Genomic DNA, 26,237 nt, shown 5'->3' with positions numbered 1-26,237 from the left:
ACCGGCCGGCGTGGCGGAGCCCGTCCGCCGCCTCACTCATCCCCGTACCGAAACGTCAGGACGCTTCCGGTGCCTTGGGAGCCTCCTGGGCCCGAGGGGTCTCGGACGGCTCAGGAGTCCCGGAGGCCTCCGGGGCGCTCGCCCCCTGCCCCGCGCCCTCCGAAGCCGACGGCACGCCCTCACGCTCGTGCTCGCCCTCGTCCTCCGAAGCCGACCGCTCGCGCTGCCCCACCCCGCGGCCCGCGGGGCCGACGCCGGTCGCCGTGTCCATCCGCCGGTCCAGGATCTCCAGGGCCCGCCGGGCCATGCCGTTCGAGCGGACCATGCCGCCGAGCGTCGCCGAGCCGCGGGTGATGTCCGCGAACGCGTTCCAGGCGGGCCGCAGCCCCGTGATCGTCGCGTGCAGCAGTCCCGGCCGCCGCTCGAAGAGAGCGAGCATCCGCCGGCCGACCGCCATCTCGACACCGAGCCCGGCCTTGATGGCGAAGGCGTAGTTGAGGGCCTGGCGCCGGGCGTCGACCGCGTCGCCGGCCTCCGCGACCCGTACCGCCCACTCGCCCGCGAGACGGCCGGAGCGGAGCGCGTACGAGATTCCCTCACGCGTCCACGGCTCCAGGAGGCCCGCCGCGTCACCACAGACGAGGACCCGGCCGCGGGAGAGCGGCGAGTCGTCGGTGCGGCAGCGCGTCAGATGGCCGGAGGAGATCGTGGGCTCGAAGCCGGACAGGCCGAGCCGGGCGACGAAGTCCTCCATGTACCGCTTGGTGGCGGCGCCCTCGCCGCGCGCCGAGATGACACCGACGGTCAGCGTGTCTCCCTTGGGGAAGACCCACCCGTAACTTCCGGGCATCGGGCCCCAGTCGATGAGGACGCGTCCCTTCCAGTCCTCGGCGACGGACGGCGGGACCGGGATCTCCGCTTCGAGGCCCAGGTCGACCTGGCCGAGCTTCACCCCTACATGCGCCCCTATGCGGCTCGCGCTGCCGTCGGCACCGATGACCGCGCGCGCCAGCACCGTCTCGCCGTCGGCGAGGACGACGGCGACGGTCCGCCGGTCGGGGACGGCCGGGCCGTGCTGCTCCACCCGGGTCACCGTGGCACCGGTCCGCAGTTCGGCACCGGCCTTCTGCGCGTGCTCGACGAGCTGCGCGTCGAACTCGGGGCGGTTGATGAGCCCGAAGAGCATCCGGCGCGAGCGGCGGGTACGGGCGAAGCGTCCCTGCAGGGAGAAGGTGACGGCGTGCACCCGGTCCTGGAGGGGGAGTTCGAAACCGGGCGGCAGCGCGTCGCGGGACGGGCCGATGATGCCGCCGCCGCACGTCTTGTAGCGGGGCAGCTCGGACTTCTCCAGGAGCAGCACCCGGCGGCCGGCGACGGCCGCCGCGTAGGCCGCGGTCGCGCCTGCGGGACCCGCGCCGACGACCACGACGTCCCAGACCTCCGCCTCCCCGTCCGCCTCCGCCGAGTCCCCCTCGGCGTCCGCCTCCACCGAGCTCGCGCGCCCGTCCGCCTCCACCGAGTCCCCGTCCGCGTCCGCCGTCGCGTCCTGGTCCGCTGCCCCGTCCACACCGATGCCCTCAGGAGCCGCGCCTTCGGGCGCGGTGTTCTCCGGACCGGCGTTCTCTGCGTGCTCGCTGCTCACGATGTGCTTCTGCTCCTGATCCGACCGGTGGTCTGCTCCTGACGCATCCTACGGCGCGGTAGCCAGAGGCCCGCGCCGTAGGATCGGCGGTGCGTTCGTCGTACCACGACATACGCCGATCGCCGTCCTTACGTCGTAACGTCGCACCCATCAGGAGCGTGCCCATGACCTCGAATCCGATCGCCGAGACCGTCCGGTCCCTGATGCCCAGGGCCAAGGCCGAGCTCACCGAGCTGGTGGCCTTCGAGTCGGTGGCGGACGAGGCCGTGGCGCCCCGCAGCGAGTGCGAGGCGGCGGCGAACTGGGTCGCGGACGCCCTGCGCGCCGAGGACTTCCAGGACGTGGTGCTGCTCGACACCCCGGACGGGTCGCAGGCGGTGTACGGCATACTGCCCGGCCCGGCCGGAGCGCCGACCGTCCTCCTCTACGCGCACTACGACGTCCAGCCGAAGCTGGACGAGTCCGCGTGGCTCACCCCGCCGTTCGAGCTGACCGAGCGCGACGGCCGCTGGTACGGGCGCGGCACCGCCGACTGCAAGGGCGGCTTCATCATGCACCTGCTCGCGCTGCGCGCCCTGAAGGCGAACGGCGGGATCCCCGTGACGGTCAAGGTGATCGTCGAGGGCTCGGAGGAGCAGGGCACCGGCGGTCTCGAGCGGTACGCCGAGCAGCACCCCGAGCTGCTCGTCTCCGACGCGATCGTGATCGGCGACGCGGGCAACTTCCGGGTCGGCCTTCCGACGGTCACCGCGACGCTGCGCGGCATGACGATGATCCGGGTCCAGATCGACACCCTGGGGGGCAACCTGCACTCCGGACAGTTCGGCGGCGCCGCGCCGGACGCGCTGGCCGCGCTGATCCGCGTACTGGACTCGCTGCGCGGCCCGGACGGCTCCACCGTCATCGACGGCCTGCCGTGCGACAAGGCGTGGGAGGGCCTGCAGTACCCGGAGGAGGACTTCCGTCAGGACGCCAAGGTCCTCTCGGGCGTCGGCCTGCCGGGCAACGGCACGGTCGCCGACCGGATCTGGGCGCGGCCGGCCGTCACCGTGATCGGCATCGACTGCCACCCGGTCGCCGGGGCGACCCCCTCCATCCCCTCCTCCGCCCGCGCCCAGATCAGCCTGCGGGTGCCGCCGGGCCAGGACGCGGCCGAGGCGACGAAGCTGCTCTTCGCGCACATCGAGAAGCACACGCCGTGGAACGCGCGGGTCTCCCTGGAGCAGGTCGGTCAGGGCCAGCCGTTCCAGGCGGACACGTCGAGCCCGGCGTACGCGTCGATGGCCGAGGCGATGCGGATCGCGTACCCCGGTGAGGAGATGCAGACGGCGGGCATGGGCGGTTCCATCCCGCTGTGCAACACGCTGGCCGAGCTGTACCCGGAGTCGGAGATCCTCCTGATCGGTCTGAGCGAGCCGGAGGCGCAGATCCACGCGCCCAACGAGTCCGTCTCGCCCGAGGAGCTGGAGCGGCTCTCGGTCGCCGAGGCGCACTTCCTGCTCAACTACGCACGCTCCAAGCAGGTCTGACCGGGGATCGGGTTTTCAGCGCTCGGCGAATCTCGCCGAGAGCGGAGAAGCGTACGGCGGACCCGCGGGGTTACGTAGGTTCGCCGTATGGAACTCATCCCGATCACCCCGAGGCTGCACCTCCTCGACTTCTCCATCGGCCAGGCCTACCTCTGGCGGGACGAAGAGGAGTTGACCCTGATCGACGCCGGCTGGACGGGCACGGCGGCCGAGACGGGGGCGGCGATACGGGCGGCCGGTCTGGGCCCCGACCGGCTGCGCCGCATCGTGCTGACCCACTGCCACCGGGACCACGTGGGCTCGGCGCAGGAGCTGGCCGACCGGCACGGTGCCGAGATCCTGGCGCACCGGCTCGACGCTCCGGTGATCCGGGGCGAGGCGCCGGTGCCGGAACCGGACCTCCTGGACTGGGAGGTCCCGCTGTTCCGGCACGGCCTGACCGTGCCGGAGGCGCCGCCGACGCGGGTGGACCGGGAGGTCGAGGACGGCGAGGAGCTCGGTTTCGGCGACGGCGCGGTGGTGGTCCACACGCCGGGGCACACGCCGGGCTCGCTCGCCGTGCACCTTCCGCGCCATGGCGTGCTGTTCACCGGGGACACGGTGGCGTCGGTCCAGGGCGTGACCTTCGGTGTGTTCCATGTCGACCGCGCGCTCGCCCTGGAGTCGATGCGGCGCCTCGCGAAGCTGGCCCCGTCGGTGCTGTGCTGCGGCCACGGCGCGCCGGTGACCGAGGACACGGCGACCCTGTTCGCCGCGGCGGCGGAACAGTGACACCGTCCGTGCCCGCGTGGTGACGGCGACCGTCAGCCCACCGGAACCCCCGCCTCCAGGTTGAGGACCGTCCCGCGTTCCCGGGCGCGCAGGGCCCAGCGGAGGCGGTGGTAGCGGACGGGCGGCAGGAGTTCGGCGGCCTCCTCCTCGGTGACGAAGCGCCAGCCGCGGAGTTCGGCGCCGGGGAGGCGGAGGCGCGCGGTGTCCTCGGCGCCGATCCTGCCGCCGTCGAAGAGGAGCCGCAGTCCGCCGTGGCCGGGGGGCTGGGGGCGTTCCCAGTCGACGAGCAGGAGGCGGGGTACGGCGTCGAGTTCGAGGCCTATCTCCTCGGCCACCTCGCGCATTCCGGCGCGGGCCGGGGGTTCGCCCGGTTCGACGACGCCGCCGGGGAACTCCCAGCCCGGCTTGTAGGTGGGGTCGACGAGGAGGAAGCGGTCCTGCTCGTCGAAGAGCAGGACGCCCGCGGCGAGGGTCTCCCCGGTGGGTTCGGGGGTCTGGACGATGCCGCGGGGGGTGACGAGACCGTTCCGGACGGCGTCGGCGACGGACCGGGCGGCCTCGGCGACGGTGAGCGCCGAGGTGTCGACGGGGTACGCGTCGGCGGCGAGCCAGCCGAGGGCGGCGGCGCGGTACGGAGCGAGGTGCCCGTGGCACCACTCCCGTACACGTGCGTCCACCTCGGGGTCGCCGTACTCCGAACGGCCGTCGATACGCCCCCGCAGGATCGTTTCCTCCGGTGCGAGCAGTACGTGGCACACCTCGATGCGGCGGGCGGCGAGCCCTCCGAAGATCTCGTCGCGGTACTCCTGCCGGAGCAGGGTCATGGGGACCACGAGGACGCCCCCCACCTCGGCGAGCAGGGCGGCGGCGGTGTCGACGACAAGGCGCCGCCAGATCGGCAGGTCCTGGTAGTCCTCGACCTCGGCGAGCCGCTTGGCCGGGAGGAGCCGTCTCATGGCCGTGCCGATGAGCTCGGGGTCGTACAGCGTGCTGTTCGGGATCAGATCGACCAGCTCACGCGCGGTGCTGGACTTTCCCGCGCCGAACGCACCGTTGATCCAGACGATCACGTTTCCCCCTCTTCGGTAGCCCCCAGTGGCTTGCCCGCAACACCCTGCCACGGAAACCCACGAACACACGTCTCGGCATGTGCGTGACACTTCCGCGCGAGCGTCGTTGAGAACGGCGAGCACGAGGGGGTGCGGAGATGAGTCGTACGGTTCTCGAACGTTTTCCGGCCGGTGGTCCGCGGGGCAGCCTGCCCGCGGAGGAGTTCGCCGGCGCGCGGCGCGACGAGGGTGTGCCGGCCCGTGTCGTCATGGACCTGGAGACCGACACGTTCCTGGTGGTCGTGGAACAGCGGACGCCGGAGCGGCTACGGAGAGAGTGACGGTCGGCCTGATGGTCATCGACCGGCCGGTCTCCGGCGACCTGCCCCTGGCCCGACCGGGTCCTCCGCACCGGCACCGGGCGGTGTCGTCCCCCGGACGGCCGCCGCGTCGGTGAGGATCGGTGCATGGGCGTCGTCCTGCCGGTCCTCTTCTCGCTGTTCGCGGCGTTCAGCAACGCGCTGGCCACGGTGCTCCAGCGACGTGCCGCGCTCACCGTCCCGCAGTCGGGCTCGTTCCGGCCCGGACTGATCCTCGACCTCCTTCACCGCCCCCTGTGGCTGGCCGGCATCCTCGCCGTCATCGCCGCCGGCGTCGGGCAGGCGGCGGCACTCGCGACCGGGCCGCTGGCTCTCGTACAGCCCCTGTTCGTACTCGAACTACCCCTCGCCCTGCTCATCGCCTCCCTCCTGGCACACGAACGACTGCCCGCCCGTCTCTGGGCCGCCGTGGCGGCGGTCGTGGCCGGACTCGGAGTGGCGCTCGTGGCCGCGTCGCCCACCGGCAACCGCACCCATGTGGAACTGGACCGCTGGGTGCCGGTCCTCGTGGCCTGCGCCGTCGCCGTGGTGGCTCTGGCCGCCACCGGACTGCGCAGACCGCCCGGACGGGCCAGGGCCGGCTGCCTCGGCGCCGCCACGGCGATCTGTTACGCGCTCACCGCGGCCCTCATGAAGACGTCCATGCACATCCTCGACGAGGGCGGCATCGGCGCCTTCCTGACGGCCTGGCAGACCTACGCCTTCGGCGCGGCGGGCATCGCAGCCCTCCTTCTGCTCGAACACGCCATGCAGGGCGGACCGCTCGTCGCCTCCCAGCCCGCCCTGACCCTCGGCGACGCCACCGTGAGCCTGGCCCTGGGCGTCCTGCTGTACGAGGAGCACGTACGGACGGCCTGGTGGCTGCTGCCCCAGCTTGCGGGCGTCGCGCTGATCGTCCTCGGGGTGTTCGCGCTCGCCCGCGACGGGGCCGCCGCGTCCTGACCTCGCGGCCCCCCGCCACGCGCCGAGGACGACCGCGGGGTCGGTCCCCCCGCCCGTCGGCAGCGGGCCTCTGGGTACGGGTACTCATGTGCCGGCCGCGCCCCCCGGCGAGGATGACGGCATGGACCTGCCGACCGCGCCTCCGGCTTTCGACGATTCGGTACGGACCCGTGCGGGTCGGGGTGCCGACGTGGGGACCGCCGTAGGGCTGCTGCTGCTCGACGTGCTCGCGCTGCTCGTGACCTTCGGCCTCTGGTGGCTGACCGGGGTGAGTCTCGATCCGGCGAGGACGGTGAGCCCCGACCCGCTGTGGGGATACCTGATCGCCGCCGGCGTGGTCGGCGCGTCAGCCGTGGTCGCGTCCGTGATCGCGGTCCGTTCCCGTGCCGTGGTGACGGCGTGGACCCAGGGCTTCATGGCCGTCGTGGTGGTGCTTGGAATCGTCGGCGGGGTGGAGGTCCAGCAGCGTGAGGACAGGAGCGAGCAGCCGGTTCCCGCCCCCGCGTTCACAGGTGAGGCCGGGTGTCGCAGCGGCGGCGACAACAGGGAATGCGCGGGCACCGGCGGCTGACGCGCGCCCGGGCGGTCAGGGGTCCGGGGCGGCGTCCGCTTCGTGCGCGGCCCGGCTCATTCCGGGCGGTTGAAGCGGCGTGCGGCCCACAGCAGGGCGAGGGTGCCGCTGAGGAGGAGAAGGCCCGCTTCGAGGGGGAGGGGCGGCTGCCGGCCGGCCCATTCGATGCCGGTGGCGGCCTGCTGGTCGGGGACGCGGAGGGTGATGCAGCGGCGGAGGAGGTCCACCGCGTACGCGAGGGGGTTGGCGCCGGCGAGGGCGTGGGCCCAGCCGGGGAGGGACTGCAGGGGGAAGAAGCCTCCGGAGAGGAACAGCAGCGGCATCATGACCACGCCAAGGAGGGTGTGGAACGTCTCGGGCCTGCGGAGGGTGACGGCGAGGGCCAGGGACAGGGCGGTGATGGTGAACGAGGCCAGGATCATGCCGCCGAGCAGCAGGAGCAGGAGGAGCGGGTCGTAGGGAAGGCCGACCGTGCCGGCGAGGCTGAGCAGGACGGCGCCTTGGACCGTGGCGGTCAGGGTGCCGCCCGCGCAGTTGCCGAGCAGGAGGGTGGAGCGGCTCACGGGGGCCATGAGGAGCTCGCGGAGATAGCCGCTCTGCCGGTCGGTGATCAGACGGATGCCGACCATGATGGCCGGTGCCTGCACCGTCATCATCAGCATGCCGGGGAAGAGATAGGTCTGGTAGCCGACGCCCAGGGAGGAACGGGGGATGAGGGCGGCCAGTCCGCCTCCGAGGATGAGGAGATACAGCATGGGGTGGAGCAGCATCAGCGCGGTGTGGGCGCGTTGGCCGGCCAGGCGCAGCATGTCGCGGTAGACGAGGGCGTGGATCGCGCGCAGTTCGTGCCGCAGGCGGGAGGGCTGTCCGCCGCCGGACGTCCCCGTGGCGTCCGCGGTGTCAGGGGCCTTCAGGGTCACTGTGGTCATCGGACGCCGCCCGTCTCCGACGTGGTGTCGCACGGTGTGGGGCCGGCCGGCACGTTGCCGCGCGCGGTGGCGTCGATGCTGCGGCCGGTGTGGTGGAAGAAGACGTCGTCGAGCGTGGGCGGGGCCGCGGAGGCGGCGTGGACGGCGATGCCGTGGCGCTCCAGTTCCGCGCAGAGGCGGGGGATCCAGGTGCTGCCGTCCGGAATCCGCAGGGAGATTCCCGTCGGGTCCACGGTGAGGGCGCGGTCCGGGCGAACGAGGGCGCGCACGACCTGCTCCGCCGTCGTGTCGTCGCTGGTGCGCAGGACGACCCGGTCGTCCCCGATCGCCGCCTTCAGGGTGAGCGGAGTGCCCTGGGCCACCACGCGACCGCTGTCGATGATGGCGATGCGATCGCAGTTCTCCGCCTCCTCCAGGTAGTGGGTGGTGACGAAGAGGGTGCTGCCGTGCCGGTCGCGCAGGGCGCGGAGGTGGTCCCACACCTGGACGCGGGCGTGGGGGTCGAGGCCGGTGGTCGGCTCGTCGAGGAACAGCACGTGGGGCGAGTGCAGCAGGGCCCGGGCGATCTCCAGACGACGCCGCATGCCGCCCGACAGGGTGCGTACCGGGGAGCCCCTCCGGTCGGTGAGACCGGCCGTCTCCAGCACCTCGGTGGCGCGCAGGCGGGCGTGCCGGCGGGACAGTCCGTAGAGGCGGGCGTGGATGTGCAGGTTCTGTTCGACCGTCAGGTCCGCGTCCAGAGCGCTGTGCTGGAAGAGCATGCCGACGTGTCGGCGTACCCGGTGGGGCTGGGTCAGCACGTCGGCGCCGGCGACCGTGGCGTGACCGGAGGTGGGGCGGGCCAGGGCGCACAGCATGGCGATGGTGGTCGACTTCCCGGCTCCGTTCGGGCCGAGGAAGGCGAACGTCTCGCCCCGCACCACGTCCAGGTCCAGGCCGCGTACCGCGTGGGTGGTGGTGCCCTGCGGGCCCGGGTAGCTCTTGGCCAGGCCGCGCATGCTGATGGCGTACGCGGGATCGGGTCCGCGCGGTGCGGCGGACGGGCTGATGACAGCGGCTGTCATGAGGGCTGCTGGGGCAAGGTCGTCCTCACCGGTGTGCGGCTGCATGGGTCTCGTCCTCGTCGTGCTGTCCAGGGACGCGGTCCCGGGTGAGCGTGGGGCACGTGGGGGGTCGGTTCGGACCGGACGATGGGTCCGGCCGGCGGCTTCCCGGGGCCGCCGCCGGCCGGATGGTGATGCCTGACCTAGGCGCAGCTGATGCCGATGCAGACCGTGTTCAGGAGTGTGAGCAGGCCGATGCACTCACACGTCGCCGCGAACGGCGCTCCGTCCACGCCGACGGGGTCGGTCTCCGGAAGGGCGTGGAGTCGGGCGAGCAGTTCGAGGTCCTTGTTCTCCATGGGTGTGCTCCTCCTTGCTGTGAGCGGCAGACTTCCTGCCGCTCAGACCGGCCGCTGGACCATCCAGTGCCGGGGGTCTGTGTGGTGGGTCCGCAGGAGGAAGGCCAGGATTCCTGCGGATCCGTCGCTCCAGCTGGTCGAGACCTCCCCGTACTCGTTGGGGAAGACCACCTGGGCGTTGCGCTGGGCCCTCTCGCAGACGATGAGACGGGCCAGGTCGTCGGCCATGGCGCGGTAGGCGGGGTCGCCCGTGGCATCGGCCATGTCGAGGAGGAAGTCGCCGTTGCCCGCGAGGCCGTGGCACTGGGCGAGCGCGGCGCGGGAGGCGCGCTCGGTGACGGCGTGCGCGGCGCGGTGGGCGAGGTCGCCGAACCTGTCGTCCCCGGTCGCCTGCCACAGGCGGACGAGGAAGGTCCCGATGCCGGCCGAGCCGTGACACCAGTACGGGGCCGTGGGCACGTCCGAGGCCTGTGAGGGCCACTGGGCCGTCCGGCCGATGGGTACGGCGGCGGCCAGCAGGTGCTCGCCCACCTCCGCGGCGAGCTCCATGTGCTCCGTGCGCCGCGAGACGGCCGCGGCGGCGAGGAGGAAGCTGCCGATGCCGGCGGATCCATGGGCGAAGCCGAGATAGCGTTTGCCGCCCTCCGGGGAAGCGGCTTCCCCGGGCACCGGCCAGCCCAGCCCGTCCTGGTCACGCTGTGCGGCGGCGGCCAGCCGGTCGGCCGCGTCGACGGCCAGTTCGGCGAAGCGGGGGTCACCGGTGCGGTGCCACAGGTGGAGGGCGGCCATTCCGCTGCCCGCGCTGCCGTGGGTGATGTCGTGGTGGGGTGTGGCCTGTTGCGGGGCGAGGGCCAGGGCGAGGGCGTGGTCCATGAGGCCCCGGTCGTCGACGGCGCGTCCGGCGTCGTACAGCGCCCAGGCGGTGCCACGGCCGCCGAAATGCAGACCCGGACGTGTGGAGCGGAGGTCGGTGCGGTCCACGATCCAGTGGCCCGCGGTGGAGATCAGCTCGGGCAACCGGGTGTCGCCGGTGAGCTCCCAGTACCGCGTCAGTACGGCGAGGACACCGGCCGCGCCCTGCTGCACGGTGCACGGGTCGGCCTCCCCGGCCATGGTGGACACGGGCCAGAGCCGCCGCTCGTCCGCCGGATTCATCGAGTCGACGAGGTGCTCCACGATCCCGGAGACCGCGTCGTCCCGGGCTTCGTCGCGGGATTGGTCCCGGGATTCGTCGCGGTCGCTTGTGCGGTCGCCGCCCCGGCTGTCGTCCCGGCCGCCGTTCCGCGCCGCACGCGGTGCGGCGTGGTTCTCCGCGCGCGTCGCCGGGACCGCCCTCCGGAGGGCCTCACGGGCCCTGGCCGGGTCCCACCGCTCGGCGGGATCGTCCTTCATCAGCCCGAGAATCATCTCCGCCAGGCCGTCCGGCAGCCGAAGCGGTCCGGCACAGGCCGCCAGCCACGCGGCGAGCCGTTGCTCCGTGGGCCGCGTTTCGGGCTCCTCTGGCAACAGGTTCGGCACCTTGCCCGCCAGGACGAAGCACACGGTGGCTCCGAGGCTGTAGTAGTCGCCCGTCGGACTGACGGGTGCGTCGGCCAGGCGCTCGGGGGCGCTGAATCCCGGCGTTCCCACCCGCGTCGGGAGGGCGGTCTCGTCTTCGAGGACCGCGAGTTCGAGGTCGATGAGGCGCAGCTCGCCGTCCGGGCGGACCATCACGTTGCCCGGGGTGAAGTCCCGCAGGACGCAGCCGCGGGCGTGCGCCGCCGCGACCAGGTCCACCAGGCGGCCGACCTGTGCCAGCGCGTCGGCGCGGTAGCTTTCCCCTCCGACATCGCGGAAGTGCTCGGCGACCCAGGTCCGCAGGGCGACGCCCGGCACCTCCTCCTGGGCCAGGAACAGGTGCCCGGCATGCTCGAACAGGGCCAGCGGCTCCGGAGCCAGCCCCGTGCCTCGGAGCTTCTCCAGCGTCCGGGCTTCGGCGCGCAGCCAGTCGCGGACGTCGCAGCCGGAGGCGTCTGCCTCCACGTGCGGCCGGGCTTCCTTGATGACCACGGGGGCGCTCGTACGAGCGTCGGTGCCCCGGTAGACGCCGCCCTTGTTCGTGTGGCGGATCGCCTCCCGTACCGAGAACCGGCCACCGAGCAGCACGGGGCCGCTCGCCTTCTCCGCCGCGCGCGGCACCTCGGGCACCGAGGCGGGGAAGGGGGAGACCGCCCAGGAGGGAGGGCTGTACTGGCCGGTGCGCTTGTCCTCCACGGGGTTGCCGTCGGGGTCCTCGATGAACCACACGAGCAGGCCGTCGTCCGACAGCCGGCGCCGGCCGACGAAGGCGCCGTAACGGTAGTGGACCAGGGAGTTCGCGGCGTAGGCCTGGTCGGAGAGGATCCGGGGGCCGGCGAGCCCCGCCGTGGCCCGGTGCAGCTCCTGGGCGAGCCGGGCCGCCTCGTCGTCGGAACGCGGGTAGACGGTGATGAACTTGCCCGAGCTTCCCCGGGGCGTGGCGCGGGAGTTGAGCGCGCTCACCTGGTCGAGCGACCGGGCGAACTTGAACGCCGACTCCTCCCGCAGCAGCACGTCCAGGGCCTTCTCGAGGACCGTCGGCGCGGAAGCCGCCGTCGCCGAGAGGTGCAGCTTCCACCCCTGCTCACGCCGCGTGGCGGAGTGGGGGGTGACACGGCACCACATCTCGTCGGAGTCGGTCGTCCAACGCGCACCTGTCCCCGTGGCGAGCAGCGCCTGGCGGAGAAGGCCTTCCAGTTCGACTTCGGTTGCCTGGGTCGTCATTCATGTCCCTCTCAACGGTGAGGACCGCTGATCGGAACGTGCCCGGTGACATAACCGGACCAACACATACCCATCCGGATTCACTGGATTCGGCGAGCGCACTGCGCCCCCTGGCCCCCTTCACTGGTGCGCCCGGCGCAGATGAGGGCGCACGAATCCCTGGGCCGGGGCGGGGAGGACGTACCGCCGCGTCCGGTTCCGCCGGGGCGCCGCGCTCAGGAGGCCCCGCCCGCCCACGCTCCCCCGCCGCCCCCGCCCCCGGCCGCCGCCGCGGCGCCCAGGAGGCCGGCGTCCGTGCCCGTGACGGCCGGGACGACGCGCAGGCTCCGGACGAAGGAGAGCGTGGCGTACGAGGCGAGGCTCCGGCGCAGCGGGGCGAAGAGGACCTCGCCGGCGCCCGCGACCCCGCCGCCGACCACGGCGATGTCGATCTCCACGAGGGCCGCCGTCGCGGCGATGCCCGCCGCGAGTGCCTGGGCCGCCCGCTCGTACGAGGCGACGGCGATCCGGTCCCCCGCGCGGGCGGCGGCGGCCACGGCGGCGGCGGAGAGGTCCCCGTCAGGACCCGGACGCCAGCCGTTCTCCAGGGCGCGGCGGGCGATGTGCGGCCCGCTGGCGACGCGTTCCACACAGCCGCGTGCGCCGCAGGCACAGGGCTCGCCGTCCATGTCCACGACGATGTGACCGATGTGGCCGGCGTTGCCGGTGGGACCCGGGTGGAGCCGGCCGCCGAGGACGAGTCCGCCGCCGACGCCCGTGGAGACCACGAGACAGAGGGCGTTGTCGTGCCCCCGGGCGGCTCCGAGCCAGTGTTCGGCGGCCGTCATGGCGACGCCGTCGCCGACCAGGGTGACCGGTCGTCCGCCGGTCGCCCGGTGGACCCGGTCGACGAGCGGGTAGTCGCGCCAGCCCGGCACGTTGACCGGGCTCACGGTCCCCCGGTGCGCGTCGACGGGTCCGGCGCTGCCGATGCCGACGGCTCCGGCGGCGTCCCACAGCGGCGAGGAGGCGAGCTCGGCCAGGACCTCCTCGACGGCCCGCATCACCGTCTCGCCGTCCTCACGCGCGGGCGTGGGCCGCTGGGAGCGGACACGGATACGGCCCTCGCCGTCGACCAGGGCACCGGCGATCTTGGTGCCGCCGATGTCGAGGGCGACGACGAGACCGTCGGCGGGGCCCGTTGCGGGTTCGGTCTGCATGAGCGCGGGGTCTCCAGTCGGCGGCGGAGGGGGCGAGGAGGACGGGACGGGTGGCGGGCTGTGTTCCGTACAGTCTCCCGCCCCGTGACAACGTTGTCCAGGCCCTATGCTTCCCCCAGAGGCACGACACCGATCTTGACGGAGGAACCGCGCACCGTGGCCGACATCGCCCGCCGCCCCGAGCACCGCTACGGCAACCGGCCCACGATGAAGGACGTCGCCGCACGCGCGGGCGTGGGACTCAAGACGGTGTCCCGGGTCGTGAACGGCGAGCCCGGGGTCACCCCGGACACCGAGCGCCGGGTCCAGGAGGCCATCGAGGCCCTCGGGTTCCGCCGCAACGACAGCGCGCGCGTGCTGCGCAAGGGCAGGACCGCGACCGTCGGCCTCGTCCTCGAGGACCTCGCCGACCCCTTCTACGGGCCGCTCAGCCGGGCGGTCGAGGAGGTCGCGCGGGCGCACGGCGCCCTGCTCATCAACGGTTCGAGCGCCGAGGACCCGGACCGCGAGCAGGAACTGGCGCTCGCCCTGTGCGCGCGCCGCGTCGACGGTCTGATCGTGATCCCCGCCGGTGACGACCACCGGTATCTGGAGCCCGAGATGAGGGCGGGCGTCGCCACCGTCTTCGTCGACCGTCCCGCGGGGCTCATCGACGCCGACGCCGTCCTCTCCGACAGCTTCGGCGGGGCCCGCGACGGCGTGGCCCATCTGATCGCCCACGGGCACCGCCGCATCGGGTTCATCGGTGACCGGCCCCGCATCCACACGTCGGCGGAGCGACTGCGGGGCTACCGCGCGGCCATGGAGGACGCGGGCCTGCCGGTCCGCGACGCCTGGGTCTCGCTCGGCTCCACGGATCCCGAGCGGGTGAGCACGGCGGTACGGGAGATGCTGGCCGCGCCGGAGCCGGTGACGGCGCTGTTCGCGGGGAACAACCGGGTGACGGTCACCGTGGTCCGGGCCCTCGCCGGCCTGCCGCGGCCGGTCGCCCTGGTCGGCTTCGACGACATCGAGCTGGCCGATCTGCTCGGGATCTCGGTCATCGCCCAGGACGCCGCCGCGCTCGGCAGGTCGGCGGCGGAGCGCCTGTTCCGGCGCCTCGACGGTGCCGACGAGGCGCCGCAGCGGGTCGTGCTCGGCACGAGGCTCCTCGCCCGCGGGTCGGGCGAGATCGCACCGTCGGCCGACTGAGGCGGACGTGACCCGCGCGGCCGCGCGGCACCCCGGCCGGCCGGCAACGGCTTGCTGCCTGACAACCGGGGCCGGCCGATCAGCCGGCCCCGGCCTTCGCGCTGTTACTCCGCGGAGGCCGTCAGGTCGCCGCGGCGCGGGGCGGCGAAGCGGTCGAGTGCGGTGCGGTCCATGCCGGTGAGCGCGGCGACCTCGGCGGTGTCCAGGGCGCCGCAGTCGATGCCGCGCAGCAGGTAGGAGCTGAGGGCCTTGGCGGTGGCGGGCTCGTCCATGACGTCGCCGCCCGCGTGGTTGGCGTAGGCGGAGAGGCGCTTGGCCGCGGCCTCGAAGCCCTCGCGGTAGAACGCGAAGACGGCGGCGTAGCGGGTGGGGATGTGGCCGGGGTGCATGTCCCAGCCCTGGTAGTAGGCGCGGGCCAGGGCGCGGCGGGTGAGCCCGTAGTGGAGCTTCCAGGCCTCGTGGACGTGCTGGGTGGAGCCGACCGGGAGGACGTTGGTGGAGCCGTCGGAGACCCGTACGCCCGTGCCGGCGGCGGCGACCTGCATGATCGCCTTGGCGTGGTCGGCGGCCGGGTGGTCGCTGGCCTGGTAGGCGGCGGAGACACCGAGGCAGGCACTGTAGTCGAAGGTGCCGTAGTGCAGCCCGGTGGCGCGGCCCTCGGCGGCGCCGATCATGCGGGCGACGGCTGCGGTGCCGTCGGTGGCGAGGATGGACTGGCTGGTCTCGATCTGGATCTCGAAGCCGAGACGTCCGGCGTCGAGGCCGTGGGCCTTCTCGAAGGCCTCGAGGAGGCGGACGAAGGCGGTGACCTGCTCGGGGTAGGTCACCTTGGGGAGGGTGAGGACGAGCCCTTCCGGGAGGCCGCCGTTCTCCAGGAGACCGGTGAGGAAGACGTCGGTGGTGCGGATGCCCCGGTCGCGTACGGCGGACTCCATGCACTTCATCCGGATGCCCATGTACGGAGCGGCCGTGCCGTTCCCGTACGCCTCCGAGATCAGCCGGGCGGCGCGGGCGGCGTCCTGATCCTCGTCCTTTCCGGCGTACCCGTCCTCGAAGTCGACCCGGAGGTCCTCGATCGGCTCGCGCTCCAGCTTGGCCCGCACGCGGCCGTAGACGTCCTCGGCGAGGTCGTCGGAGAGGCCCAGGACGGCGGCGAAGGAGGCGGCGTCGGGGGCGTGCTCGTCGAGGGCGGCGAGGGCCTGGTCGCCCCAGGAGCGGATGGTTCCGGCGTCGAAGACGTTGCCGGGCACGTAGACGGTGTGGACGGGCTGACGGGTTCCGGGGTCCCCCGGGTAGCGGCGGTCGAGCTCGGCGTCCACCGCTGCGAGGGAGGCGCTGATGCCCTCGCTGACCGCGCCGGCGAGGCTCGTCGACACCTTCTCCTGCTGACCCATCCCACATCCTCCTGTTTTCCGCTGCACGGAATCAACAATCCGTATGGCGAAGTTAGTAGTCCGTCGGGACCCACGTCAATGGTTGTCCGAAACGGCCGGGGGCCGCGCGGTGACATAGCACCACGCGGCCCCGGGACCGTACAGAACCGCAGGTCAGCCCTTGCGGGACTTCACCTCTTCGGTCAGCTGCGGGACGACGTCGAAGAGGTCGCCCACCACGCCGTAGTCGACGAGGTCGAAGATCGGCGCCTCGGCGTCCTTGTTGATCGCGACGATCGTCTTCGAGGTCTGCATGCCCGCGCGGTGCTGGATCGCGCCCGAGATGCCGGAGGCGATGTACAGCTGCGGCGAGACCGACTTGCCGGTCTGGCCGACCTGGCTGGCGTGCGGGTACCAGCCGGCGTCGACGGCGGCGCGCGAGGCACCGACGGCCGCGCCGAGCGAGTCGGCGAGGGCCTCGATGATCGCGAAGTTCTCGGCGCCGTTGACGCCGCGGCCGCCGGAGACCACGATCGCGGCCTCGGTCAGCTCGGGGCGGCCGGTGGACTCGCGCGGGGTGCGGGAGACGACCTTGGTGCCGTGCGCCTTCTCCGAGAAGGAGACGGCGAGCGCCTCGACGGCGCCGGCGGCCGGGGCGGCCTCGACGGGGGCCGAGTTCGGCTTGACCGTGATGACCGGGGTGCCCTTGGAGACGCGGGACCTGGTCGTGAAGGAGGCGGCGAACGCGGACTGCGTCGCGACCGGGCCCTCGTCACCGGCCTCCAGGTCGATGGCGTCAGTGATGATGCCGGAGCCGATGCGGACCGCGAGACGCGCCGCGATCTCCTTGCCCTCGGCGGAGGAGGGGACGAGCACGGCGGCCGGGGAGACGGCGTCGTACGCGGCCTGCAGGGCCTCCACCTTCGGGACGACCAGGTAGTCGGCGAACTCGGCGGCGTCGGCGGTGAGGACCTTCACGGCGCCGTGCTCGGCGAGCACGGCGGCGGTGTCGGCGGCGCCGTTGCCGAGGGCGACGGCGACCGGGTCGCCGAGGCGGCGGGCGAGGGTCAGCAGCTCCAGGGTGGGCTTGCGGACGGCTCCGTCGACGTGGTCGACGTAGACGAGAATCTCAGCCATGGGACTTCAATCTCCTGCGAACGAAAGGGGCAGCGGTCGGGGAGGCTCGCGCGAGCCCTAGATGCTGTGTCGACCCGGGGGACGACCCCCGGACCCCAGCGGCTAAATGAACTTCTGGCTCGCGAGGCTGTGTCTAGATGAACTTCTGCTCCGCAAGGAAGGCGGCCAGCTGCTTGCCGCCCTCGCCCTCGTCCTTGACGATCGTGCCCGCGGTGCGCGCCGGGCGCTCGGCGGCGGAGTCGACCGCGGTCCAGGAACCCTCCAGGCCCACTTCCTCGGCGTCGATGTCGAGGTCGTCCAGGTCCAGGGACTCCACCGGCTTCTTCTTGGCGGCCATGATGCCCTTGAAGGACGGGTAGCGCGCCTCGCCCGACTGGTCCGTCACGGAGACGACGGCCGGGAGGGAGGCCTCCAGCTGCTCGGAGGCGGTGTCGCCGTCACGGCGGCCGGTGACGACACCGTCCTCGACCTTGACCTCGGAGAGCAGCGTGACCTGCGGGACGCCGAGACGCTCGGCGAGGATGGCCGGGAGGACACCCATGGTGCCGTCGGTGGAGGCCATGCCGGCGATGACCAGGTCGTAGCCGGTCTTCTCGATCGCCTTGGCGAGCACCAGCGAGGTGGCCATGACGTCGGAGCCGTGCAGGTCGTCGTCCTCGACGTGGACGGCCTTGTCGGCACCCATGGAGAGCGCCTTACGCAGCGCGTCCTTGGCGTCCTCGGGGCCGACCGTGAGCACGGTGACCTCGGCGTCGTCGGCCTCTTCGGCGATCTGCAGGGCCTGCTCGACGGCGTACTCGTCGAGCTCCGACAGCAGGCCGTCGACGTCGTCGCGGTCGACCGTCAGGTCGTCCGCGAACTTGCGGTCTCCGGTCGCGTCGGGCACGTACTTCACACAGACAACGATCCTCAAGCTCACGCCGGCTCTCCTACTGCATCGTCATAACTGGGCTGCCTTGTTGCTCGCAGCATAGGCGCCTGAAGGGCGGGTTTCCGGTCGGGGCACCGGAGGCCACGACCGAGATATTACTCGCCAGTACACCCATTCTGTTACCAGTAAGCAAGCGCTCAGGAATGTGATCTGCCCAACGCCGGGAGAGCGGCGCACCGGGGAACTCTCAGTCGCGCAGCGCGGTGAAGCGGCCGTGGTGGTAGAGGAGCGGCCGGCCCGCCCCGTCCGGGTCTCCCGCGACCGCCTGCGCGATCACGATCCGGTGGTCCCCCGCGGGCACCCGGGCCACCACACGGCAGACCAGCCAGGCCAGCACGCCGTCGAGTACGGGTACGCCCTCGGGCCCGACGCTCCAGCGGGTCCCCTCACCGAAGCGGTCCGCCCCGCTGCGCGCGAAGGTGGCGGCCAGCTGCTGCTGGTGCTCGCCGAGTATGTGCACGCCGATGAACTCGGCCTCGGCGACCACGGGCCAGCTGGAGGAGGAGGTGCCCACCCCGAACGAGATCAGCGGGGGGTCGGCGGCGACGGAGTTGAGGGAGGTCGCGGTGAAACCGACGGGGCGCTCGCCGTGCGCGGTGACGACCGCGACGCCGGCCGCGTGCCGGCGGAAGACGGAACGGAGCAGATCGGGAGAGCCCTGCCGGGGGGCGCCGATCGTGGGAACGGTACGGAGCTCGGGCGAAACCGTCATGGAATTGTCCTTCTGCGAGGGCGGCATGAGAGAGGTCCTGGGGTGCTCAGGCACCCGGACAGCGCGCGCTCGCGTTGCGGGCCAGGTCCACGTGGGCCCGGCCGTGGAGAAGGAGTTCTGGAATCACTCCGCCAGGGTGACGATCGTCGCCGCGCGCAGTCAAGTGCGTACCGGGATGTGGGAGAAGTGTCACGGCGTCAGACCGCGCGCCCCAGGGCGGCGATGACGTCGGCCCTGCGCGGCTGTCCGGCGGCCCGCCGGACGACGCGGCCCGCCCGGTCGAGGACCAGGACGGTGGGGGTCCGCGCGATGCCGAGTTCGCGTACGAGGTCGAGCCGGTCCTCGGCGTCGATCTCCACATGCGCCACGCCCGGCACCATCGCGGCGACCTCGGCGAGGGTGCGGCGGGTGGCCCGGCAGGGCTGGCAGAAGGCGGTGGAGAACTGGACGAGGGTGGCCCGCTCGCCCAGTCCGGCGCCGAGCGCCTCCGCTCCGAGCACCTCGGTCACGCCTCTCCCCTTCCCCTCGTCATGCCACGGATTCCTCTCGTCCTGTCACCCGGTGCAGCGTCGCACGGAAGCGATCGATTCCCGCCACGGCCACCGCGAGTGACGAGAATCTCCCCGTACGAAGCCACGTGGGCTGGTCACGGCGGCCCACATGGGGCACGATCGGCCCAAAGCCGAAAACCTACGGCTGCGTAACTTCGCGGGGAGACCCTCCCCAGGCACACGAAGAAGAGGTTCCTCTCCGATGGCAGAACTCGTCTATCGACCGGTCGTCGGCGCCGCGCGCACCCTGTTCAAGGCACTCGACCTGAAGATCGACACCCAGGGTTCCGAGAACATCCCGCGGACGGGCGGGGCGGTTCTGGTGAGCAACCACATCAGCTACCTCGACTTCATCTTCACGGGCCTCGCCGCGCTGCCCCAGAAGCGCCTGGTGCGCTTCATGGCGAAGGAATCGGTCTTCCGGCACAAGGTCGGCGGGCCCCTCATGCGCGGCATGAAGCACATCCCGGTGGACCGCGAGCAGGGCGAGCACGCCTACAAGCACGCGCTCGAGTCGCTGCGGGCCGGCGAGATCATCGGCGTCTTCCCCGAGGCGACCATCTCCCAGTCGTTCACCCTCAAGGGCTTCAAGACGGGTGCGGCGCGCCTCGCCCAGGAGGCGGGCGTCCCGCTGATCCCGATGGCGCTCTGGGGCACCCAGCGACTGTGGACGAAGGGCCGTCCCCGGAACTTCAAGCGGAGCCACATCCCGGTGACGATCCGCGTCGGCGAGCCCGTGGAGGCCCCCGCCGACCAGTACGCGGGCGCCATCACCCGGCGGCTGCGCGAGCGCGTCCAGGAGCTCCTGGAAGCGGCACAGCGCGCCTACCCCGTGCGCCCCAAGGACGCGAGCGACACCTGGTGGGTGCCGGCGCACCTCGGGGGCACGGCTCCGACGCCGGCCCAGGTCAAGGAAGCCGGCTGACGGCAGGACGCGAGCGGGCCCCTGAGGGCCGACCGCCCATGAGGGTCCGGCCGGCCGTGGGGTTCCGACGAAGAACCGTCACTCCGGGTCCCGGACGGTGATCCGGGCCCCGGGGCTGAGCTTCTCGAGCGACTCGGCGAGCTCGGCGCCCGCCGCGCGGAGCTCGTCCCGGGTCATGGGGGCGAGCGACTCCAGGAGGAAGACCGCGTCGACGGTGTCGTCGTCGATACGGGTACGGGGACCCTGGCGCCAGTTCCAGCGCCGGCAGGTCACGCCCTCCTCGTCGCACCAGACGACCTCCCCCTGCTCGGGGTGCTCGACCGTCTCCGCACCGCCGGCCACGGTGACGAAGGGCTCCTCGCCGGTCGCCCGGACGAGACGCATGGCGCCCCGGATCCGGCCCAGGTCCTCGCCGCCGACCGGGATGAGGTGGGCGACGCTGATCGCGTTGTACGCGTCGACGAGCCGGTTGATGCGGGGCAGCCCGCCGTCGGCGAGCGCCCGGCGGGCCAGCGCCTCGGCGGAGTTGCGCGTACGGGAGGGCTTGGCGCCGAACGCGGTGTACGCGGCGCGCCAGGCGGCGATGTGCGGGTCCTGGTCCGGGGTCCGGCCGTCGAGGCGCTCGGCCAGCCGCCTGGCGGCCTCGTCGAGGAGCGCCGAACTGGCCTCGTCACTGGGTCCGTTGACCAGTCCGTGCGCCTCGACGACGAGTGCGGTGAATCCGGGTACGAGGGTGCGCACCTCGTCGGAGACGGTGAGCGTGAGGGTCATGGTCCGCCGTTCACTGGGGTACGGGGTCAGAGCTCCGTGGGGAGCGTCCGCCAGAGGGCCGGCCGGTCGGGTGCGGCGCGCAGCGCGTCCAGAACGGTCGGATGCGGTTCAGTATAAAGCACCGGGTAATCCACTCCATTGAACTCCGGCCGGGCGGTCCAGGCCAGCCGCTCCTCCCTCAGGGAGAACTGGGCGTCGATTCCGGGCTTGTTGCCCCGTACGTCCTGACGAGCCCAGCTCCGCCCGTCGCCGTCGGGCAGCAGGACGGCGACGAGGCCGTGGACCACGGGGTTCGAGCCGTCGTCGTCGGCGAGCCGCTGGTAGCAGAGCGCGGCCGGGATGCCACGGGCCCGCAGGAGGGCGGCGTAGGCGTGGGACTTGGCGTAGCAGATGCCGGTCCGCCGCTCCAGGACGTCGGAGGCGCGCCAGGTGACGCGGAGGTCGCCCGAATCGGCGGAGTGCGGTACCGCGTCCCGTACATACCGGTAGGCCGCTTCGGCGTATGCGTATGCGTCGACGTGTGCGCCGGAGAGGGTCTGTGCAATGCCCCGGACCGTCGGATGCTCATGGTCGATCGCCTCGCTCGCGGCCAGATAGGCGGTGACGTCGGAGTTCCGCTGAACGAGTTCCATGCGGGGCGAGCGTAGGCAAACGGCCGGACGGAGTCAATGAGTTTCCGTCCGGCCGTATATTCATGCAACGACTGCTAGCGAGTCAGCTCTTCCTTCAGGGCCTGGAGGAAGGCGTCCACGTCGTCCTCCGTGGTGTCGAAGGCGCACATCCAGCGCACGTCGCCGGCCGCCTCGTCCCAGAAGTAGAAGCGGAAGCGCTCCTGGAGCCTTCGGCTCACCTCGTGCGGCAGACGGGCGAAGACCGCGTTGGCCTGCACCGGGTAGAGGATCTCCACCCCGTCGAGCTCGCGCACCCCGGCCGCGAGGCGCCGCGCCATCGCGTTGGCGTGGCGGGCGTTGCGCAGCCAGAGGTCCTTCGCGAGGAGGGCCTCCAGCTGCACCGACACGAAGCGCATCTTCGACGCGAGCTGCATGGACAGCTTGCGCAGGTGCTTCATGTGGCTGACCACGTCGGGGTTGAGGACGACCACGGCCTCACCGAAGAGCATGCCGTTCTTCGTACCGCCGTACGAGAGGACGTCGACGCCCACCGCGTTGGTGAACGCCCGCATCGGCACGTCGAGCGAGGCGGCGGCGTTGGCTATCCGGGCTCCGTCGAGGTGCACCTTCATGCCCTTGGAGTGGGCGTGCTCGACGATCGCGCGGATCTCCTCCACCGTGTAGACGGTGCCCAGCTCCGTGTTCTGGGTGATCGAGACGACCTGGGGCATCGCCCGGTGCTCGTCCTCCCAGCCCCAGGCCTGCCGGTCGATCAGCTCGGGGGTGAGCTTGCCGTCCGGGGTGGGCACGGTGAGCAGCTTGAGGCCGCCCATCCGCTCCGGGGCACCGCCCTCGTCCACGTTGATGTGCGCGGACTCGGCGCAGATCACGGCGCCCCAGCGGTCGGTGAGCGCCTGGAGCGCGGTGACGTTCGCCCCGGTCCCGTTGAAGACCGGGAAGGCCTCGGCGTGGGGCCCGAAGTGGCTGTGCATGATCCGCTGGAGGTGCTCGGTGTACTGGTCCTCGCCGTAGGCGACCTGATGGCCGTCGTTGGCGAGGGCGAGGGCCGCGAGGACCTCGGGGTGGGCGCCGGCGTAGTTGTCGCTGGCGAAGCCCCGGACCGACGGGTCGTGGTGCCGACGCGCGTCGGTCCTGGGGCCGAGGGCCGCTGTCACGGCTTGGGGGTCAGCCACAGACGCTGTCCATTCACTTCCTGGGCGGGCCTGTCCCACAGACCGGCGATCTCGTCGGCGAGGTCCTCGACGTCGGTGAAGCCCGCGAACTTCGCGTTGGGGCGTTCGGCGCGCATGGCGTCGTGCACCAATGCCTTGATCACCAGGATGGCAGCCGCCGCCTGCGGGCCGTCGTCGCCCCCCAGCTTGCGGAACGAGTCCGCCATGGCGAGGGTCCAGGCCTCCGCCGCGGCCTTGCCCGCGTTGTATGCGGCGTTGTTGGCCTGCGGCTTGTGCGCGCCGACCTGGCTGACCAGGGCGTACCGGCCGCGTCCGCCGGCGCGCAGCAGCCCGTCGTGGAAGGCGAGCGAGGTGTGCTGGACGGTGCGGATCAGGAGCTTCTCCAGGAAGTCCCAGTCCTTGAGGTCGGTCTCCATGAAGGAGGCGCTGCCACGCCAGCCGCCGACCAGGTGCACCAGGCCGTCGATCCGGCCGAACTCCTTCTCGGTCTTCGCGGCCCAGTCGCGCGTGGCGGCAAGGTCGAGGAGATCGACCGTGTCGCCGACGACGGTGGCACCGCCGTGCGCGTAACGGGCGGCGTCGACTGCCTCCGCGAGACGCGTCGGGTCGGCGTCGGAACCGACCACCGTCGCGCCCGCCTCGGCGAGGCGCAGCAGGGCGGCGCGCCCCGCGGGGCCTGCCGCGCCGGCGACGGCGATGACGGCGCCTTCGAGCGACCCGCCGTTGACGTTGGCCTTCATGGGCGACGCCTCCTCCGTGTTCTCCGTACGAGCACTCACGCGGCGGCCCGCTCGGTCCGCGAGACGTCGGCGGCGGTGATCCCCTTGCAGTCGGCGATCACGCCCTTCAGCTTCTTGGCGAGGGCCTCGAAGAACATGCTGAGGGGAAACTCGTCCGGAAGCACGTCGTCGACGAGCTTGCGCGGCGGGAGCGACAGGTCGAGGGCGTCGGGGCCCTTGGCCCACTTCGATCCCGGGTGCGGGGCGAGGTAGGTGGAGACGAGCTCGTACGCCTTGAACCAGTGGACGATCTTCGGGCGGTCGATGCCGTCGCGGTAGAGCGTCTCGATCTCGGCGCAGAGCTGGTTCGTGACCTGGGGCGCCCGCTCCCAGTCGATCTTGAGGGTGTTGTCCGTCCAGCGCACCACGTCGTGCTTGTGGAGGTAGGCGAAGAGGAGCTGGCCGCCGAGACCGTCGTAGTTGCGGTTGCGGTCACCGGAGAGCGGGAAGCGGAACATCCGGTCGAAGAGGACCGCGTACTGCACGTCGCGGCCGTGCGCGTTGCCCTCGGCCTCCAGCTTCACGGCCTCCTTGAAGGCGGTGAGGTCGCAGCGCAGCTCTTCGAGTCCGTACATCCAGAAGGGCTGGCGCTGCTTGATCATGAAGGGGTCGAAGGGCAGGTCGCCGTGGCTGTGGGTGCGGTCGTGGACCATGTCCCAGAGCACGAACGCCTTCTCGCAGCGCTCCTGGTCGTCGATCATCGCGGCGATGTCGGCGGGCAGCTGGATGCCCAGGGTGTCGACGGCGGCCTCGGTGACCTTGCGGAAGCGCGCGGCCTCGCGGTCGCAGAAGATGCCGCCCCAGCTGAAGCGCTCGGGGGCCTCGCGGACCGCGATGGTCTCCGGGAAGAGGACGGCCGAGTGGGTGTCGTACCCGGCGGTGAAGTCCTCGAAGGTGATGCCGCAGAAGAGCGGGTTGTCGTAGCGGGTGCGCTCGAGCTCGGAGAGCCACTCCGGCCACACCATGCGGAGGACGACGGCCTCGAAGTTGCGGTCCGGGTTGCCGTTCTGCGTGTACATCGGGAACAGCACGAGGTGCTGGAGCCCGTCCACGCGGTCGGCGGCCGGCTGGAAGGCGAGCAGCGAGTCCAGGAAGTCCGGGACCGTGAAGCCGCTCTCGGCCCACTTGCGCAGGTCCGAGACGAGGGCGCGGTGGTAGGCGCCGTCGTGCGGGACGAGCGGGGAGAGCTGCTCGACCGCGGCGGTGACGCGGTCGAGGGTCAGCTCGACGAGGGAGCGGGCGGGAGCGCCCTCGGCCTCGAAGTCGATGGAGCCGTCCGCGCTCTGCCAGGCGCGGATCTCCTCCACGGCATCCTTGAGCTCGGGCCAGGCGGGGTGGTCTATCACCCGGGTGTCGAGGGATATCCCCCCACCGGTCACGTCCTGCACAAGAATTTCCGTCATTCCTCTTCCTTCACAGGAGAACCTCGCGTCAAGACACCGTATCCATCGAGGCTTCTCCACCACAAGGGGAGCAAGAGAAATTATCCTGTGTGACCCCCCTCTCGACGGAAGTTTTTCCTGCCGAGAGGGTTTGAAGCCACCTTTCCGGTATCTGGGTCAGATCAGCGGCTTCACCAGGAGCTCGAACTCCAGGTCGTCACGCTGGGGCACGCCGAAGCGCTCGTCCTCGTACGGGAACGGGGACATCCGGCCCGTGCGCCGGTAGCCGCGGCGCTCGTACCAGGCGATGAGCTCCTCCCGTACGGAGATCACCGTCATGTGCATCTCGCGCGCGTCCCAGAGCTCCCGCGCCCGGCGCTCGGCCTCCGCGAGGATCTGCTTGCCGAGACCCGCGCCCTGCAGTTCGGGGCGGACCGCGAACATGCCGAAGTACGCCGCCTCGCCGCGGTCCTCCAGCTGGCAGCAGGCGACGATCTCACCGTCGCTCTCGACGATCAGGAGACGGCTGCCGGGCGTGGTGATCACGGCGGCCACGCCTTCGGGGTCGGTGCGCTGCCCCTGGAGGAGGTGGGCCTCGGTGGTCCAGCCGCGCCGGCTCGCGTCGCCCCGGTAGGCCGACTGGACGAGCGGGACGAGTGCCGGGACGTCGTCCAGGACCGCCTCCCGGTAGCTGATCCGGCCGGTCTCCTGCGACGTGACGGTGTCCATGTGAACGGGGCTCCCCTCGGGCGCTGACGATCGCCGTACGCGACCGTCCCGAGCCTAACGCGCGCTCCGTTCACTCCCCTTCGTACACCCGTGCGCGGCCGTGCGCCCGCGTGCCCACGGCCGACGGCGGGAAATCTTGTCGGGAGGGGACTGCGTCGACGGCGGCGAGGGGGAGGTGTGCCGTGCACGGTCCGGCCCTGTCCGGGTGGTTGATGGTCGCGCTGTGCGGGGCGACGGGCGTGTACTGCCTGCTGCGGATGCGCGCGTGCGCCGGGGAGGAACGGCGGGCGGCGGGCGGTGAGGCGGTGATGGGCTTCGGGATGGCGTCCATGGCGCTGCCCGCGGCGGTGCTCACGCCGCCCGGGTGGAGCTGGGCGGTGTACGCGGCGGTGTTCGGCGGCGCGGCCCTGCACGGCCTGCTCACGGTCCGGCGCGGCGGTCACCATCTCCACCACCTGGTGGGCTCGCTCGCCATGGTCTACATGGCCGTGGCGATGGCGGCGCCCGCGGCGGGGGCGCACGCGGGGCACGCGGTGGGCACGGCGGGCGGCATACCCGTCCTCACCGGCGGGCTGCTCCTCTACTACATGGGGTACGTGCTGCACGCGGGCGCGAGACTCGTGCCGGTGGCGGCGGCCACGGCGGGCGGTCCGGTGCGGGGCTGGGCGACCCGGCCGGAGCTGACGCTCGTCTGCCGGCTCTCGATGGCGCTCGCCATGCTGGCCATGCTCGTGGGCTTATGAAGCCGGGGCGCAGG

Annotated in this window: 26 protein-coding genes; 8 read left to right on the top strand and 18 right to left on the bottom strand. The window is 72.3% G+C overall.

Going from position 1 to position 26,237, the window contains the following annotated elements; all coding sequences use genetic code 11:
* Positions 1-55: 55 nt before the first annotated feature.
* A complete protein-coding gene (locus ACZ4VK_RS07315) occupies positions 56-1,489 on the bottom strand; it encodes a geranylgeranyl reductase family protein (protein ID WP_468350785.1) in 1,434 nt (477 codons plus the stop codon).
* 317 nt (positions 1,490-1,806) lie between these two features.
* On the opposite strand from ACZ4VK_RS07315, the gene ACZ4VK_RS07310 reads away from it, so the two are divergent.
* Positions 1,807-3,171, top strand: coding sequence for a M20/M25/M40 family metallo-hydrolase (locus ACZ4VK_RS07310; protein WP_468349441.1), 1,365 nt, complete (start codon positions 1,807-1,809; stop codon positions 3,169-3,171).
* An 87-nt stretch (positions 3,172-3,258) separates the two neighbouring features.
* Entirely contained in the window at positions 3,259-3,942 is a 684-nt protein-coding gene (locus tag ACZ4VK_RS07305; protein ID WP_468349439.1) for an MBL fold metallo-hydrolase, read from the top strand.
* A 32-nt stretch (positions 3,943-3,974) separates the two neighbouring features.
* On the opposite strand, the gene ACZ4VK_RS07300 is transcribed toward ACZ4VK_RS07305, so the two are convergent.
* Complete coding sequence (locus ACZ4VK_RS07300; RefSeq protein WP_468349436.1) at positions 3,975-5,012, bottom strand: NUDIX hydrolase; 1,038 nt, start codon at positions 5,010-5,012, stop codon at positions 3,975-3,977.
* Between the two features lie 137 nt (positions 5,013-5,149).
* On the opposite strand from ACZ4VK_RS07300, the gene ACZ4VK_RS07295 reads away from it, so the two are divergent.
* The 3 genes from ACZ4VK_RS07295 to ACZ4VK_RS07285 all read left to right on the top strand — a co-directional run bounded on the left by ACZ4VK_RS07295 (position 5,150) and on the right by ACZ4VK_RS07285 (position 6,884).
* Positions 5,150-5,332 (top strand): hypothetical protein, encoded by a 183-nt coding sequence (locus ACZ4VK_RS07295; RefSeq protein ID WP_468349434.1) that lies wholly within the window; start codon positions 5,150-5,152, stop codon positions 5,330-5,332.
* 126 nt (positions 5,333-5,458) lie between these two features.
* Positions 5,459-6,313 (top strand): DMT family transporter, encoded by an 855-nt coding sequence (locus ACZ4VK_RS07290; RefSeq protein ID WP_468349432.1) that lies wholly within the window; start codon positions 5,459-5,461, stop codon positions 6,311-6,313.
* Between the two features lie 121 nt (positions 6,314-6,434).
* Positions 6,435-6,884 carry a DUF6234 family protein gene (locus ACZ4VK_RS07285; RefSeq protein WP_468349430.1) on the top strand — a complete coding sequence of 150 codons (450 nt, stop codon included), beginning with the start codon at positions 6,435-6,437 and terminating at the stop codon, positions 6,882-6,884.
* 56 nt (positions 6,885-6,940) lie between these two features.
* On the opposite strand, the gene ACZ4VK_RS07280 is transcribed toward ACZ4VK_RS07285, so the two are convergent.
* The 5 genes from ACZ4VK_RS07280 to ACZ4VK_RS07260 all read right to left on the bottom strand — a co-directional run bounded on the left by ACZ4VK_RS07280 (position 6,941) and on the right by ACZ4VK_RS07260 (position 13,195).
* The gene (locus ACZ4VK_RS07280; protein WP_468349428.1) at positions 6,941-7,813 is read right to left on the bottom strand and encodes an ABC transporter permease; all 873 of its coding nucleotides are present in this window, start codon (positions 7,811-7,813) and stop codon (positions 6,941-6,943) included.
* Positions 7,810-8,922, bottom strand: a complete 1,113-nt coding sequence (locus ACZ4VK_RS07275) for an ABC transporter ATP-binding protein (RefSeq protein ID WP_468349426.1) — start codon at positions 8,920-8,922, stop codon at positions 7,810-7,812. The genes ACZ4VK_RS07280 and ACZ4VK_RS07275 overlap by 4 nt, the downstream gene beginning before the upstream one ends.
* A 137-nt stretch (positions 8,923-9,059) precedes the next feature.
* The gene (locus ACZ4VK_RS07270; RefSeq protein ID WP_468349424.1) at positions 9,060-9,215 is read right to left on the bottom strand and encodes a VenA family class IV lanthipeptide; all 156 of its coding nucleotides are present in this window, start codon (positions 9,213-9,215) and stop codon (positions 9,060-9,062) included.
* A 42-nt stretch (positions 9,216-9,257) separates the two neighbouring features.
* Positions 9,258-11,996 carry a class IV lanthionine synthetase LanL gene (gene lanL / locus ACZ4VK_RS07265; protein WP_468349422.1) on the bottom strand — a complete coding sequence of 913 codons (2,739 nt, stop codon included), beginning with the start codon at positions 11,994-11,996 and terminating at the stop codon, positions 9,258-9,260.
* A 215-nt stretch (positions 11,997-12,211) separates the two neighbouring features.
* Entirely contained in the window at positions 12,212-13,195 is a 984-nt protein-coding gene (locus ACZ4VK_RS07260; protein ID WP_468349420.1) for an ROK family protein, read from the bottom strand.
* Positions 13,196-13,351: 156 nt separating this feature from the next.
* On the opposite strand from ACZ4VK_RS07260, the gene ACZ4VK_RS07255 reads away from it, so the two are divergent.
* A complete protein-coding gene (locus ACZ4VK_RS07255) occupies positions 13,352-14,386 on the top strand; it encodes a LacI family DNA-binding transcriptional regulator (RefSeq protein WP_468349418.1) in 1,035 nt (344 codons plus the stop codon).
* A 104-nt stretch (positions 14,387-14,490) separates the two neighbouring features.
* On the opposite strand, the gene ACZ4VK_RS07250 is transcribed toward ACZ4VK_RS07255, so the two are convergent.
* From ACZ4VK_RS07250 to ACZ4VK_RS07230, 5 genes are all read right to left on the bottom strand, one after another.
* Positions 14,491-15,780 carry a DUF6986 family protein gene (locus ACZ4VK_RS07250; protein ID WP_468349416.1) on the bottom strand — a complete coding sequence of 430 codons (1,290 nt, stop codon included), beginning with the start codon at positions 15,778-15,780 and terminating at the stop codon, positions 14,491-14,493.
* Positions 15,781-15,933: 153 nt separating this feature from the next.
* Positions 15,934-16,896, bottom strand: a complete 963-nt coding sequence (locus tag ACZ4VK_RS07245) for an electron transfer flavoprotein subunit alpha/FixB family protein (RefSeq protein ID WP_468349414.1) — start codon at positions 16,894-16,896, stop codon at positions 15,934-15,936.
* Between the two features lie 133 nt (positions 16,897-17,029).
* Positions 17,030-17,815 (bottom strand): electron transfer flavoprotein subunit beta/FixA family protein, encoded by a 786-nt coding sequence (locus tag ACZ4VK_RS07240; protein WP_468349412.1) that lies wholly within the window; start codon positions 17,813-17,815, stop codon positions 17,030-17,032.
* Positions 17,816-18,014: 199 nt separating this feature from the next.
* Complete coding sequence (locus ACZ4VK_RS07235) at positions 18,015-18,539, bottom strand: flavin reductase family protein (RefSeq protein ID WP_468349410.1); 525 nt, start codon at positions 18,537-18,539, stop codon at positions 18,015-18,017.
* 197 nt (positions 18,540-18,736) lie between these two features.
* A complete protein-coding gene (locus ACZ4VK_RS07230) occupies positions 18,737-19,048 on the bottom strand; it encodes a TlpA family protein disulfide reductase (protein ID WP_468349408.1) in 312 nt (103 codons plus the stop codon).
* 244 nt (positions 19,049-19,292) lie between these two features.
* Between ACZ4VK_RS07230 and ACZ4VK_RS07225 the strand changes: the two genes are divergently transcribed.
* Positions 19,293-20,015 carry a lysophospholipid acyltransferase family protein gene (locus ACZ4VK_RS07225; protein ID WP_468349406.1) on the top strand — a complete coding sequence of 241 codons (723 nt, stop codon included), beginning with the start codon at positions 19,293-19,295 and terminating at the stop codon, positions 20,013-20,015.
* A gap of 78 nt (positions 20,016-20,093) precedes the next feature.
* On the opposite strand, the gene ACZ4VK_RS07220 is transcribed toward ACZ4VK_RS07225, so the two are convergent.
* From ACZ4VK_RS07220 to ACZ4VK_RS07195, 6 genes are all read right to left on the bottom strand, one after another.
* A complete protein-coding gene (locus ACZ4VK_RS07220; protein WP_468349404.1) occupies positions 20,094-20,786 on the bottom strand; it encodes a B3/B4 domain-containing protein in 693 nt (230 codons plus the stop codon).
* A gap of 26 nt (positions 20,787-20,812) precedes the next feature.
* Positions 20,813-21,418, bottom strand: coding sequence for a transglutaminase-like domain-containing protein (locus ACZ4VK_RS07215; protein WP_468349402.1), 606 nt, complete (start codon positions 21,416-21,418; stop codon positions 20,813-20,815).
* A gap of 74 nt (positions 21,419-21,492) precedes the next feature.
* Complete coding sequence (locus ACZ4VK_RS07210; RefSeq protein WP_468350783.1) at positions 21,493-22,572, bottom strand: threonine aldolase family protein; 1,080 nt, start codon at positions 22,570-22,572, stop codon at positions 21,493-21,495.
* The gene (locus ACZ4VK_RS07205; protein ID WP_468349400.1) at positions 22,569-23,330 is read right to left on the bottom strand and encodes an SDR family NAD(P)-dependent oxidoreductase; all 762 of its coding nucleotides are present in this window, start codon (positions 23,328-23,330) and stop codon (positions 22,569-22,571) included. The genes ACZ4VK_RS07210 and ACZ4VK_RS07205 overlap by 4 nt, the downstream gene beginning before the upstream one ends.
* A 35-nt stretch (positions 23,331-23,365) precedes the next feature.
* The gene (locus tag ACZ4VK_RS07200; RefSeq protein ID WP_468349398.1) at positions 23,366-24,772 is read right to left on the bottom strand and encodes a DUF6421 family protein; all 1,407 of its coding nucleotides are present in this window, start codon (positions 24,770-24,772) and stop codon (positions 23,366-23,368) included.
* Positions 24,773-24,928: 156 nt separating this feature from the next.
* Positions 24,929-25,480: a GNAT family N-acetyltransferase gene (locus tag ACZ4VK_RS07195; protein WP_468349396.1), complete on the bottom strand. Its 552-nt coding sequence runs from the start codon at positions 25,478-25,480 to the stop codon at positions 24,929-24,931.
* A gap of 182 nt (positions 25,481-25,662) precedes the next feature.
* Between ACZ4VK_RS07195 and ACZ4VK_RS07190 the strand changes: the two genes are divergently transcribed.
* A complete protein-coding gene (locus ACZ4VK_RS07190; RefSeq protein WP_468349394.1) occupies positions 25,663-26,223 on the top strand; it encodes a DUF5134 domain-containing protein in 561 nt (186 codons plus the stop codon).
* Positions 26,224-26,237: the final 14 nt, after the last annotated feature.

Source organism: Streptomyces sp. NPDC028711 (assembly GCF_055565415.1).
This window is presented reverse-complemented; position numbering and strand designations above follow the sequence as displayed.

Excerpts from the sequence above, each read along its gene's own strand:
- ACZ4VK_RS07245 (WP_468349414.1), bottom strand. The coding sequence starts at position 16,896 with ATGGCTGAGATTCTCGTCTACGTCGACCACGTCGACGGAGCCGTCCGC.
- ACZ4VK_RS07275 (WP_468349426.1), bottom strand. The coding sequence starts at position 8,922 with ATGCAGCCGCACACCGGTGAGGACGACCTTGCCCCAGCAGCCCTCATG.
- ACZ4VK_RS07305 (WP_468349439.1), top strand. The coding sequence starts at position 3,259 with ATGGAACTCATCCCGATCACCCCGAGGCTGCACCTCCTCGACTTCTCC.
- ACZ4VK_RS07295 (WP_468349434.1), top strand. The coding sequence starts at position 5,150 with ATGAGTCGTACGGTTCTCGAACGTTTTCCGGCCGGTGGTCCGCGGGGC.
- ACZ4VK_RS07220 (WP_468349404.1), bottom strand. The coding sequence starts at position 20,786 with ATGACCCTCACGCTCACCGTCTCCGACGAGGTGCGCACCCTCGTACCC.
- ACZ4VK_RS07260 (WP_468349420.1), bottom strand. The coding sequence starts at position 13,195 with ATGCAGACCGAACCCGCAACGGGCCCCGCCGACGGTCTCGTCGTCGCC.
- ACZ4VK_RS07285 (WP_468349430.1), top strand. The coding sequence starts at position 6,435 with ATGGACCTGCCGACCGCGCCTCCGGCTTTCGACGATTCGGTACGGACC.
- ACZ4VK_RS07270 (WP_468349424.1), bottom strand. The coding sequence starts at position 9,215 with ATGGAGAACAAGGACCTCGAACTGCTCGCCCGACTCCACGCCCTTCCG.
- ACZ4VK_RS07310 (WP_468349441.1), top strand. The coding sequence starts at position 1,807 with ATGACCTCGAATCCGATCGCCGAGACCGTCCGGTCCCTGATGCCCAGG.
- ACZ4VK_RS07235 (WP_468349410.1), bottom strand. The coding sequence starts at position 18,539 with ATGACGGTTTCGCCCGAGCTCCGTACCGTTCCCACGATCGGCGCCCCC.
- ACZ4VK_RS07250 (WP_468349416.1), bottom strand. The coding sequence starts at position 15,780 with ATGGGTCAGCAGGAGAAGGTGTCGACGAGCCTCGCCGGCGCGGTCAGC.
- ACZ4VK_RS07200 (WP_468349398.1), bottom strand. The coding sequence starts at position 24,772 with ATGACGGAAATTCTTGTGCAGGACGTGACCGGTGGGGGGATATCCCTC.
- ACZ4VK_RS07195 (WP_468349396.1), bottom strand. The coding sequence starts at position 25,480 with ATGGACACCGTCACGTCGCAGGAGACCGGCCGGATCAGCTACCGGGAG.
- ACZ4VK_RS07215 (WP_468349402.1), bottom strand. The coding sequence starts at position 21,418 with ATGGAACTCGTTCAGCGGAACTCCGACGTCACCGCCTATCTGGCCGCG.
- ACZ4VK_RS07280 (WP_468349428.1), bottom strand. The coding sequence starts at position 7,813 with ATGACCACAGTGACCCTGAAGGCCCCTGACACCGCGGACGCCACGGGG.
- ACZ4VK_RS07225 (WP_468349406.1), top strand. The coding sequence starts at position 19,293 with ATGGCAGAACTCGTCTATCGACCGGTCGTCGGCGCCGCGCGCACCCTG.
- ACZ4VK_RS07290 (WP_468349432.1), top strand. The coding sequence starts at position 5,459 with ATGGGCGTCGTCCTGCCGGTCCTCTTCTCGCTGTTCGCGGCGTTCAGC.
- lanL (WP_468349422.1), bottom strand. The coding sequence starts at position 11,996 with ATGACGACCCAGGCAACCGAAGTCGAACTGGAAGGCCTTCTCCGCCAG.
- ACZ4VK_RS07205 (WP_468349400.1), bottom strand. The coding sequence starts at position 23,330 with ATGAAGGCCAACGTCAACGGCGGGTCGCTCGAAGGCGCCGTCATCGCC.